Below are 11,223 nucleotides of genomic sequence, written 5' to 3' on the forward strand. Positions count from 1 at the left end.
GCTGACCGGGGGAATTGTTCGACCCTGTCCAGGATGCTGCCCGCCGTGCATCATTCGCCCGGAGATGCGAAACGCCCCCGCCGTTCGGGTCGGCGGGGGCGTCGGCGTCGCGGTGCGGCTTACTGCACCGACCATCCGCCGTCCGAGGCGAGGATGGCGCCGTTGATGTTCACGGCGTCGTCCGACAGCAGGAACGTGATGGATGCGGCCAGGTGCTCGGCCGTCGCCACGGTCGGGATCGCCTGCTGGAACGGGGCCAGGCGGCCCGAGCCGTACTCGGACATGTGCGGGGGCATCGGGATGCCGGTGGCGACGCCGCCCGGGGCGACCGAGTTCACGCGGATGCCCTTCGGCCCGTACATGAAGGCCGCCGACTTGGTCACGCCGATGATGCCGTGCTTGCTGGCCGTGTAGGCATTGCCCGAGGCGTTGCCGCGCAGGCCGGCCTCGCTCGAGACGTTGAGGATCGAGCCCTGGCCCGCTGCTTCCATCATGGGGATGACCGCGCGCATGAGCTTGAACGGAGCGGTCAGGTTGATCGCGATGACGCGGTCCCAGACGGCGTCGGGGGTCTCGCCCGCAGGGGAGAAGTCGTCGTTGATGCCGGCGACGTTCGCCAAACCGTCGATGCGATCGCCTGCGGCAGCGAGCACCGCATCGATCGCTTCCTGCTGCGTGAGGTCACCGGCAACCGTGACGATGTCGGCATCCGGCAGCTCCGCCTTGAGGGCGTCGAGCTTCTCGGCGGCGATGTCGCTCGCGATCACGCGTCCGCCTTCGCGGGCGATGCGCGAGGCCGTGGCCTTGCCGATGCCGGAGGCGGCACCCGTGACGATCACGGTCTTGCCGGCGAAACGGCCGGAGGTGGGCTTCTCGGTCCAGCCCTCGGAGGTGTCGTCTTCGGGGATCTCGCCGCCGTTGGCCGCGCGCACGAGATCGTCGACCACCGACTGGGGAAGCTGGCCCTGACTCATCGCGACCAGCTGCTGCAGGGGAAGGCCCAGCACGGGGGTGAGCAGCTCGGGGTCGGCACCCGTCTGCGCGAAGAGTCCGCGGATGAGAGGCCCGCCGGTCGGGTCGTTCAACCAGTCGCCGATGGTGGAGTGTGCGGTGAGGGCCATGCTCGTTCTCCTTGTTCGGGTTTCGCTGTAGTTTCGCAACGGTGCGTCTACTTATGTTCGAGTCTACGCCTGAGTACGCTCGAATGGTGCCTCGTCCTCGCAGTGAGAAAGCCCGCCAGTCCGTGCTGGAGGCGATGCGGCGCGCGCTCGCCGCAGACGGATACGAGGCCGTGACGATCGAGGGCCTCGCCGAGTCTGCGGAGGTGTCGAAGCAGACGATCTACCGGTGGTGGCCGTCGAAGGCCGCGATCCTCGGCGAGGCACTGCTCGAAGGATCGCTGCCGGGTGCCGAGGTGTCGGTGCCGATGACGGATGACCTCGGGGCTGATCTGCGGGCGTGGTTCTCGGCCATGTCCGACGGGTTGGCCCGGCCCGAGGGTGTGGCGCTCGCGCGGGCGCTGATCGAGGTGACGGCGGCTGACCCCGAGTTGGGGCTTGTCTTGAACGAGCGGTTGGCGGCGCCGATCCGTGAGTGGGTGGCCGAGCGGGTGTCGCGGGGGCGAGCCGATGGGGACGTGCGGGCGGATGTGGATGCGGCCGCGATCGCGGATCAGTTCATCGCGATGGCGTCGTACTCCGCGTTGATCGGGCAGCCGTTGAGTGCGGAGCGGGTCGAGGAGACCGTGGTGCGGTTGCTGCGGGGGATTGCGGCGTAGGGGGCAGTGAGCTGTCGAACTAGCGTTCTTGCTGGTGGAGGAGGCGGAGGGCGGCGAGTGCGATGCGGATCGACTCGTCGTCGACGTATCTTCCGCCGATGAGCGCGAGCAGCATCGATTCGATGGATCGCAGGATCGTGTCGACCTGCTCACGGTGGAAGCGGTCTTGCCTGGCTCGCTCCCATCGCTCGCGGAATGTGCGGAACAGCTCCAGGATGAGCCCGGTGTAGGCGGCGTTCCGGCTGTCGACTCCCTCCACCCCTTCAGCGGGCCACCACATGTCGCCGAGCACGTTGTCCAGGCTGCCGACGGTGTACTCGAGGTTGTCGGAGCCGAAGAGTTCTTCGCAGACCCGGACGAGAGCATCGCGGTCGAGGCTGTCCCATCGTGGCGAGGGGCTCAGGGGTGCAGGCTCCGAGGGGACCCGGACGGCCTCCGAATAGGGCGGTGCGGCGATTCGTTCCGCCTCGCGCTCGGTGAGTGACGTCAGGTCGGACTGGATGAGCGACAGGCGGTGGCTGATGTCTCCGCCTTGCGTGGCGACGGTGGACTGCAGATCCTCCACCCGAGAGCGGGTCGTGGTGGTGGTGTTGTCGATGTGGGCGGCCTTGTCGCGGGTCTCGGTGACCTTCTCCTCGACTTTCTGCACGAGCTTCTTGAGCGTGACACCGAACGCGCTGAACTCCGACAGGTCGGGCCAGAGGAGCAGCAAGACGAATATCACCGCTGCGAGCACGCCGGCACTCGTGAGATTCGGGCCGGAGCAGGTTCGGGTGAGGCCGTCTTTCTCGGAGTCCACCGTCTCGCAGACCTGGAACCATCCCGTGAGCGAGAGATAGACGGCCAGCCCGACGATGATCAGGACGAGCAGGTAGCGGATGAGCCGGCCGCCCGGGCTTGTCAGCCAGTCGTGGAGCTTCTCCAACCGGCCGGGGTCGGGCTTGGTGGCGGGAGGGGTGTCCGGCGTCATGGCCCTCATGGTGGCAGAACTCGGGGTGCGCCGGAAGGGCGTGTGCGCGGGGTGAGCCGGCGCGTCGGGGTTCAGAAGTCGCCCTCGGCGACCTGGAAGCAGGTCAGCCCACGAGACCGCCACATCTCGACCACGCTGCGGCGGTCGTCGACCACGCCAATGACGGTGAAATGCGGTTCGATCTGGGTGTCGTAGATCTCGGCTTTGACGATGTTGTCGGCGCGCTGGTCGCCCGTGCGGCGGAGCAGGAGGCGGTCGAACGGGATCTCGTTGAATGTCAGCCAGGCTTCGGTGGCGCGGCGGGCGGTCTCATCGCGGCCCGAGACGACGATGAGCGCGTCGACGTCGGGATGCGCGGCGAACGCCTGAGCGGCGACGACGACGGGGTGGTTCGGAGTGTCGACCGCCACGTTGCGCATGTCGTACGGGGAGCGGTCGCCGATGAGGGCGAGCGTGCCGTCGACGTCGAAGATCCAGGCGCGGGGGCGATCTGTGGGCATGCTGCGAGGGTAGTGGGTTCTTCGGTGAGAAGTCGGGGTCTCCTGAAGCACGCCTCGGGCAGGTCCGACGGTTCGCTGATATCAGGACGGCAAGCGCAGGAGCTCCTCGCGGAGGTCGTTGATCACGGGTCCTCCCTCGACGCGCCAGAAGTACCATGCGTTGCCGCTCTTGCCGCCGCGTACTTCCCTCGCCGCCCCAGCCGGGCTCTCGTAGGTCCTGCCCTCGTAGAGCATTCTCCCGCCGGCGAGCAGAGTTCCCCGCGCGTCGGGCCACCGTCCGTCGGTGCATTGAAGGGTGGCGCCGACCTCTATCAGGCCTGCCGCAATCACGTCCGAGTATGACGCCGTCGCCTTCGACAATCGCGACGATCGGTCGATGGTCTTGCCTTCGTGGCCTTGTGGAACTGGCCAGGTGGCCGCGACGGCCGTAATCATCTCTTCCGTGCGCTCATCGATGCGCCGCTCGTCCCAGCCATCGGCAGACGAATCGACGATTGCGCGGTTCATGAGAAAAACATCGTGGCGATGGATGGCGGCGCGCTTGCCGTCGTCCCCGAGCCAAGGGCCATTAGAAACCGAGGCGTTGAGCGAACCAGTGATGAGGGTGAGGTTTCCGAGCCGGTGCACGTGCTCGTCGCGGTCGGCCTCTGCGGCCGCATCCGAAACAGGCCAGTGAGACTGCCATGCTCGAGGCAGTAGATGCTCGACCTGGTTCTTGTCTCGGTGCATCCTGATGCCTGTCTTCGACGGGCCGATCTGCGTGTAGCCCCGGTACCAGTCTTCGATCGCTTGGAGAAGCATCCGCTGCATCGGTTGGGGAAAGCGCCGATAGAACGGCACGGAGCGCAACGTCTCAGTGAGTTCTTCGTCGCCGGGCCAGTACGTGCTGGTGGACTGTTGGCGCATCAGGTGTCTCTGGACCTTGTCGACGACGTCCTCGTCGGATGCCCCACGTGCGGCCGAGATCAGCTCGGCGGCAACTCGGCCAAGATCGCCGTTCTGCAGCCGCAGCAGGCGTCGGCGGACGATCCAGCTTTCAACAGCATCGACCACACCAGCGATCGTTCCAGGTCCATAAGGGTTGCCTGGTTCGGTGAGCCAGAGCACGACGGGCTTGGTGATCTCCACCTGGGCCACCGACATCCGATAGACGTGGAGCTCCACGCGGTTGAGGTCAGCATGCGTTTCGGCGGCGCGCTCGGTGAGTTGTTGGTAAGTGGCGGCTTGGGCCGTGATGAGTTCGAGGAGCTCCGACATCGTGTGGTCGGTCTCGTGTTCGGTGAAGAACTTGAAGCGCGCGAATGTGGAGCGAGGGCTCACTTCCTTGCCGACTCGTGAGATCAGCCACTGCCCGAGGAAGAGCGCGCTGCGGGTCGTGGGGAAGCGCCCTACGCTGACTTCGGCCTCCCAGAACTTCGTCTCGAACGGCCAACTCCGGTACGCCTCCGCCGTGTCCTTGCCTTCTGCTTTCAGCCGCTGGAAGACGAAGTTCTTGATGAGGTCGGCTGCAGTCAGCGGAGTGCCACGGGCGTTCAGCGTCTCGAAGATCTCCTGCGAGTCCTCGTCGGACGTCAGACGGATGACTACGAGTTGCAGTGCCGTCTGGAGTGAGATAGCGAGTGCGTCTGCTCTCGCACTCAGAGTGTCGGGATCGGAGTCAAGCCAGGCGCCGACGTGCGAGGCGAAGTACTCGTGCGCCTGCGTGAGGAGTGAGCTGCGGTGACTCAGTGCCGCATGATCGACCGGCGGCTCGGCGACCATCACCTCGTCGAACGCGGGTCGATCTCTGTTCGTGTGGCGCAGCTTCAATGCCGTCTCTCCGTCTCCGACGAAGTTGCTGTCGTTGTGCGTCAGGAAGTTGAGGCGTGCGGCGAGCGCATGCAGATCGCGTGCGGCGAAGGCTGCCGCTGTCGCGTCGAGAGCGAGCTGCAGCGTCGTCAGCCTTTGCTGGCCATCGACGATCTGGAACTCCTGCATACCTACAGGACCGGTCGGTGCGTCTTGTGTGACGACCGCTCCGAGGAAATGCGTCGCGTTCGAACCGGGGTTGTCCATCCGATGCTCAGTCAGGCGTCTGATGTCGCCCCAGAGGGGTGCCCACTGGTCCTCCTGGGTCCACACATACGGGCGCTGATAGATGGGCACGGTCAGGTGCTGCGGCATGCCGAAGATTCCCTGAGGCGTCGTGAGGTCGGTCTTCACCCAGTGCTCCCTTGCTGGACCAATCAGGCGTGGTCGATTGCATTCTATGAGCGCTACGCGAGCTTCAGACAACCTGGGGTGTGGCTACTCGTGGGGGACCGATTGTTCCTTTGCGATCGTCCGCCCCTCTGCGAACCGCGCCTGCGCCCGGTCGTACCGCTTGCCGACCTCGACGAGCTCCGTGGCCTTCGGCAGCCCCATCGGCTTCGTCGACACGTACACACTCTCGGCGGTGTCGACGCGGAAGGTCTCGTGCCACACGCCCACCGCTCCCGGAGCCTTGCGGGCGGCGCGGTTGAAGGCGGTCCAGGCGGGGCGGTGCTCCTGCGACGGGTTGGACGCGTAAGCGTAGAGCTTGTCGACGGACGACCAGTACTGCACGACGTAGGGGCCGCCGGCGCCGAGGAGCAGGTGGTAGCCGAGCATGCCCGAGTCGGGGTCGATGGAGAGTTCGCGCAGCATCCGCGGCATGGCGAAGAACGCCGGCATCCACAGGTCGGGGCGCCACCAGCGGTTGATCTGCATTCCGATGTGGAACACGACGAGCTCGCCCTCGTGGCGGTGGGTCATGCGGCCCGTGATGACCTTCGACATGATGACTCCTCTTGATTGGATAGCGTCACTATCCATAATGGATAGCGCTACTATCGAAGTCAAGAGGTGGCGATGAGAATTTCCGAACTGTCCGCGCGGACCGGCGTGACCGTGCCGACGATCAAGTACTACCTGCGCGAGGGGCTGCTGCCTGAGGGTGAGCGCAGCTCCGCGACTCAGGCCGCATACGGCGAGAAGCACGTGGAGCGGCTGCGGGTGATCCGCGCGCTGCTCGATGCGGGTGTGAGCATCGCCGAGACGCGGCGGGTGCTCGGGGCGCTGGATGATCCGCCGGCGAGTGCGAACGACCTGCTCGGAACAGCGCATGCGGCGATCACTCCCCCGGTGGATGAGGCGCTGGATCTGACGGAGGCTGAGCGCCTCGTCGCAGGGCTCGGGTGGACGCCGGGGATGTGCGACCCGGCAGTGCTTCATGCGGTGGCGCGAGCGCTGCAGGGGTTGGAGCGTGTCGGGTTCAGTGTGCAGGATGCGGTGATGGCGGAGTACCTCGCGAGCATGCGACGGATTGCGGATGCGGAGATCGCCGGGGTGCCGGAAGAGTCTGCGGAAGCTGCCGTGCGGTACGTGGTGCTGGGGTCGGTGCTGGTGGAGCCGCTGTTGTTGGCGCTGCGGCGGGTCGCGCAGCAGGTGAGCTCGGGGGAGCGGTTCGGTGGGGCCGGCTGACTGGACATCGCAGCTAGAAGTTGCCCTCGGTGGCCTGGGAGCAGGCCATACCTCGGGATCGCCCACATCATCACCACGCTCCTGTTAAGGCCGCCTCCGATGCTGAAGCGCGGTTCAATGTGGTGGTGGCAGATTGCGCGTTAAACGATGCTTGACCGCCCAGACGGAGAAGGAGCCGTCGTTCGAAATCGAGCGCTGAACGCTGCGATTTCGAACTCTCGTGCGGAACGAGCCAAGTGATTGATCGATCGCCGTCGTCAGGGGTGCAAGCGGAGTAGTTCCTCACAGAGTTCGTTGATCACGGGGCCGCCTGCGACGCGCCAGAAACACCACGCGTTGTCGCTCTTGGCTCCGCCGAGATCGCCGCTCTGCAGTCGGAGCAAGCGTCGGCGAACGATCCAGCTTTCGACGACATTGATCACTGCCGCATTCGTCGCAGGACGATCGAGGAGCCCGCTGAGCCTCCTGGACCAGACGCAAGGGCGCTGATAGAGGGGGACGGTCAGACGCTGCGGCATACCGAAGATTCCCTATGGCGTCGTGAGGTCGGTCTGCACGCAGGGATGCCTTGCCGGACCGAACGGACGCGGTCGCCTGCATTTATGAGCGCTGCACCCGCTTCGAGGAACCTGGAGCAGAGGTCGGGCTGGGGCCTCGGCGGTCAGCAACCCTCTCCACAGTAGGCTGGGCGGAACCTGGCCCGCCGCTGGTGCTCGAACGCCGGGCTCCGAGCGGCTCGCCAAGAGACTCGTAGGGAGCGTTCCGGTGCCATTGCCTCTCATGGTTATTCCGATCGTCGCCGTCGCCGTCGCCACGTTCGGGGGTGCGGTGATCTTTGCCGCGATTCCGAAGATCTGGAAGATCCTCGACAAGCGCACAGTAGCGATCTTGGGCGCCCCGCAGACCGGGAAGACTGCGCTGATCAGGCTCCTCCGTGACGTCGACGCCCCGGACTCAGGGCTGCAGGCCGCGGCATCCGGTGAGGATCGTGGTCGTTTCAAGGTCGAGATCAAGGGCAAGACGGTCGACTTCGCGGTCCCCCGGGAAGTTCCCAGCATGAATGGGCTCAACGTCGGTGAATGGAAGGATGCGTTCGACGATGCAGAACACGTCTGGTATCTGTTCAGGGCGGATCTCGTCGCTCGTGGGGACGCCGGCACCACCCAGATGGTGAAGACCCATCTCGCGCTGTTCAAGAAGTGGATCGATGCCCAGCCGGGGAGCGCGCCGAAGATCCTGCTCGTGGGCACCTGGGCAGACGAGCATCCTGATCGGAGTCTTTCCCTCTCGCAGGTGGCGAAGCAAGTGGAAGATACCGACGTCATCAAGTTCGGTTCCGCGCAACTGGGAGGTGCTCCGGTCGTCGTCGGCAGCCTCGTCACGTCCAAGGACGCCGATAGGCTGCTCAAGGGGATCAAGAGCCGCCTGCAGTAGAAGGCTCTCCCGAACTCAGGGAGCGTGGGACTCGTGACGGATATTCTGAACAGTAGATCGCCTCGATCAGTGCTGGTCGCCGAGAACAGCCTGTATCTGGACATCGCCAGCGACCCCAACTCGGTCAGTCTGCTCGACGATCTCGATGCGATGATCGTTCCGCACTCCGTGATGCCCGCAGGCAACGACGTTCAGGTCGCCGCTGTCCGCGAGCTGCTCAGCACCGCAGGGCAGCTCATTCCCGGATCCTTGCTGATCAAGAATCCGTATGAATCCGATGTCTTCGAGTTCTCCGAGCACGCGCTCGAGTCGTTCGCCAGCGCGAAGTACCACCATCTGGCCACCGTCGCGAAGCTGCTCGGTGCGAAGGACGTGCAGTTCGAGGACGCGAAGATCGAGCGTCAGACCACGGCGACGAACGGGGGGATCAGGGCGATCATCCCCGGTTTCGGTGGCGCTGACGCGGATGTGTCGAAGGAGTTCGCACGCAAACTCGACGACCGTCTGGAGGGACGGCTGATCTTCGGTGGCGGTGCCCCCGATCCCGAGGCCGCTCTGGAATACCTGAGCCTCCACAATCTGGCGACCAATCAGCAGCTGAAGTCACTCGTCGAAATGCGAACGGGTTCCAACCCGATCCAGAGCTATCGAATGACTCTCAGTGGCACGCGAGAGTCCGACGCCAACCTCCGCGCTGCGCTGTCGATCGCCGAGTCCGTGTCGGGCAAGAAGGGCGTCACCATCGGTGCCTCGTTCACTCGTGAGGTCACATCGATCCGAAGCATCGAGATCACGACCAGCATCGAATTCTGACCGATCTCGCCTAGACCTGCGAGAGCACTCGAACCGGTCAGTCCCCGAGCAGCAGAGCGCTGGGCGATCCCTTCCATGTCACCACGAGCTCGTCGCGCGCGCGGCTCGCCGCGACGTACAGCAGCGAGCGGAAGCGCTTGTCGAGATCGGGCTTCTCCTCGTCCGGCACACCTTTGTACGCGATCGCCGGGGGGAAGGCGCCGTCCGACACGTCGAACAACACCACGCGTGAGAACTCCATGCCCTTCGCGTTGTGCATCGTCATCGCGACCGGCTGTCCGCCTGTGATCCGAGGCGAGTTCAGCAATGCCACCGCCACGTCACGCTGTCCGAGCCCCTGCTGCACCTTCTTCGATGAGGTGTTCGAGGCCGACAGGATGGCGATGGTCTCGGGCTTCACGCCTTCGGCGATCCATCGCTTCACGTCGTCCGCGATCGCGTCGAATTGCGCGGAATCCGACTTCGACGGGCGGGTGACCGGCTTCGGCCCGCTGCGTGACGAGCGATAGCCCGCGGTCGTCACGTCTTCTGCTTCGGCGTCGGAGTACTCCACGCCGGACAGGATCTCCATCGCGTATCTCAGGTTCTCGAGAGTCGTGCGGTAGTTCAGCGTGAGGCGGCGGGATCGGCCCTGCACGGCGATGCCGTAGCGCTTCAGCACCGTGGGCTGCCCGTAGATCCGCTGATGCGTGTCGTCTGCGATGAAGAGGTCGTCAGGGCCTTCGGCCACGAGAGCACGCAGCAACTGCCACTTCGACGGGACGAGGTCCTGGGCTTCGTCGATCAGCACGTGATCAGCGAGGGTCTGTCCGTTCGACTGCAGCCACTCCGCCGAGATGGCAGCCACCTCGGCGAACGAGAGCGCTCCGGTGATCCGATGGTTCTTGCGCGCCTGCTCGATGACTGCCCAGACCGCGGCGCGTCGCCCACGGTCGAGCGCGACGCCGCGTCCTGGCCGGCGTACCAGCAGGTAGTCGTCGAGCTCATGGATGCGGTGCGGAAGCACCACCTGGGTGTATTCGCCGTCGAGGAATGCTTCGGACCTCAGAGCGATCGGCAGATCGCCGCCGGCCTCCTGGATCGCCGACTTCCAGTCGAGCTCTGCGGCGCTCGTCATGCTGTCGCGGGACGACCCGATGACCGCCAGTGACGCATCGCCGAAGGGCGCACCCCCGGCGACTGCGCGCACGTCGGAGGCGATCTGATCGACTCCGCGGACGAGGATGCCCGGTTCTCCCAGCTTGGTCGCGAACGGGAGGTCGGGATCGAGCCGCTCCAGGTCGCGACGCAGATTCTCGGCCAGGGCTCGCGTGAACGTCGTCAGCACGATCCGCGCGTGAGGATCCTTCCGAGCCAGGTGCCGAGCGCGGTGTAACAGCACCACGGTCTTCCCGGTGCCGGCCCCTCCGGTGAGGCGGAACGAGCCGTTGCGGGGGCGCTCGGCGTACTCCCGCTGTTCCGGGTGCAGGAACACACGCCATGCACCGAAGTCGCCGCCCTCGATGACACGCCGCAGCTCTTCGGTGTCGTCGATGAACGTGAACTGCATCTGCGCCGCGGGATGCCGCAGTGCTTCGACGAGCTTCGTGTCATCGTCCGCGCCCTGGTCGATGATGACAGGCTGGTCGAGCTTCAGCTCTTCCTTGATGAGGTGGAGCGCGGTTCCTGCGCCCATCGCGACGAGGACGTCCGCCTGCCAGGCGGTGTCGATACCGGTCGCGAAGTTGAGAAGGGCTTCCTCGTCCAGAACGCGGAAGGCCGCCTCCGCCGTCTCCTGGTCGAATCCGAACTCCTCGGTCAAGTCGGTGACGAAGAACCCGAGATCAGCGAGGAGTGCCGTCGTCTGCGCAGGGGCCTCATCGGCGATGGGCGCGGCCGCAGCAGGGGCCTGCGCCTCGATCTCATCGGCGGTGTCGAGCTCCTGCCGCAGGACGGCCAGGCCGTTGACCGGGTTCATGCTCAGCGTCGTCGTCCGGGCGCGCTTGATGGCCTCGTCGTGATGCCACGTCCCGGCGTACACGTAGACGGGCTCGTCACCGGCGGGCTCCAGCTTGAAGAGCACCGCTCGCCAGTGGATGTCGACCCGTCCCGTGCGGGCTCGCGCATCACGCGGCTTCTGCATCGGCTCGATGTGGAGCCCCGGCACGGTGTCGTCGTCGCTGAGCTTCCCGAGGAAGGTGTAGATCTTGGCCTTCACGGCCTGATCATGCTTCGGATCCTTCGCGGCCCCCCAGACGATCGTGGGCATG

The 11,223-nt window shown here is 65.6% G+C and carries 10 protein-coding genes; 4 read left to right on the forward strand and 6 right to left on the reverse strand.

The window, feature by feature from the left end; translation table 11 throughout:
- Positions 1–119 precede the first annotated feature (119 nt).
- Positions 120–1,121 (reverse strand): SDR family NAD(P)-dependent oxidoreductase, encoded by a 1,002-nt coding sequence (locus ACP699_RS12590; protein ID WP_426171469.1) that lies wholly within the window; start codon positions 1,119–1,121, stop codon positions 120–122.
- A gap of 86 nt (positions 1,122–1,207) precedes the next feature.
- Between ACP699_RS12590 and ACP699_RS12595 the strand changes: the two genes are divergently transcribed.
- Complete coding sequence (locus ACP699_RS12595) at positions 1,208–1,777, forward strand: TetR/AcrR family transcriptional regulator (protein WP_302794233.1); 570 nt, start codon at positions 1,208–1,210, stop codon at positions 1,775–1,777.
- 19 nt (positions 1,778–1,796) lie between these two features.
- On the opposite strand, the gene ACP699_RS12600 is transcribed toward ACP699_RS12595, so the two are convergent.
- The 4 genes from ACP699_RS12600 to ACP699_RS12615 all read right to left on the reverse strand — a co-directional run bounded on the left by ACP699_RS12600 (position 1,797) and on the right by ACP699_RS12615 (position 6,043).
- Positions 1,797–2,747, reverse strand: a complete 951-nt coding sequence (locus ACP699_RS12600; protein WP_302794234.1) for a hypothetical protein — start codon at positions 2,745–2,747, stop codon at positions 1,797–1,799.
- 71 nt (positions 2,748–2,818) lie between these two features.
- Positions 2,819–3,247, reverse strand: a complete 429-nt coding sequence (locus ACP699_RS12605) for a polynucleotide kinase (protein WP_302794236.1) — start codon at positions 3,245–3,247, stop codon at positions 2,819–2,821.
- Between the two features lie 81 nt (positions 3,248–3,328).
- Complete coding sequence (locus tag ACP699_RS12610) at positions 3,329–5,449, reverse strand: GmrSD restriction endonuclease domain-containing protein (RefSeq protein ID WP_426171472.1); 2,121 nt, start codon at positions 5,447–5,449, stop codon at positions 3,329–3,331.
- 84 nt (positions 5,450–5,533) lie between these two features.
- Complete coding sequence (locus ACP699_RS12615) at positions 5,534–6,043, reverse strand: DUF4188 domain-containing protein (protein ID WP_426171474.1); 510 nt, start codon at positions 6,041–6,043, stop codon at positions 5,534–5,536.
- A gap of 72 nt (positions 6,044–6,115) precedes the next feature.
- Here ACP699_RS12615 and ACP699_RS12620 point away from each other — a divergent pair, with 72 nt between their 5' ends.
- From ACP699_RS12620 to ACP699_RS12630, 3 genes are all read left to right on the forward strand, one after another.
- Complete coding sequence (locus ACP699_RS12620) at positions 6,116–6,727, forward strand: MerR family transcriptional regulator (protein ID WP_426171476.1); 612 nt, start codon at positions 6,116–6,118, stop codon at positions 6,725–6,727.
- An 828-nt stretch (positions 6,728–7,555) separates the two neighbouring features.
- Positions 7,556–8,161 (forward strand): hypothetical protein, encoded by a 606-nt coding sequence (locus ACP699_RS12625; RefSeq protein ID WP_426171478.1) that lies wholly within the window; start codon positions 7,556–7,558, stop codon positions 8,159–8,161.
- Positions 8,162–8,230: 69 nt separating this feature from the next.
- Positions 8,231–8,974: a hypothetical protein gene (locus ACP699_RS12630; RefSeq protein WP_426171480.1), complete on the forward strand. Its 744-nt coding sequence runs from the start codon at positions 8,231–8,233 to the stop codon at positions 8,972–8,974.
- A gap of 37 nt (positions 8,975–9,011) precedes the next feature.
- On the opposite strand, the gene ACP699_RS12635 is transcribed toward ACP699_RS12630, so the two are convergent.
- A complete protein-coding gene (locus ACP699_RS12635) occupies positions 9,012–11,222 on the reverse strand; it encodes a 3'-5' exonuclease (RefSeq protein ID WP_426171482.1) in 2,211 nt (736 codons plus the stop codon).
- Position 11,223 lies beyond the last annotated feature (1 nt).

It is taken from the genome of Microbacterium sp. DWRC1-3, from assembly GCF_049896645.1.
Taxonomy (GTDB): Bacteria; Actinomycetota; Actinomycetes; order Actinomycetales; family Microbacteriaceae; genus Microbacterium; species Microbacterium maritypicum.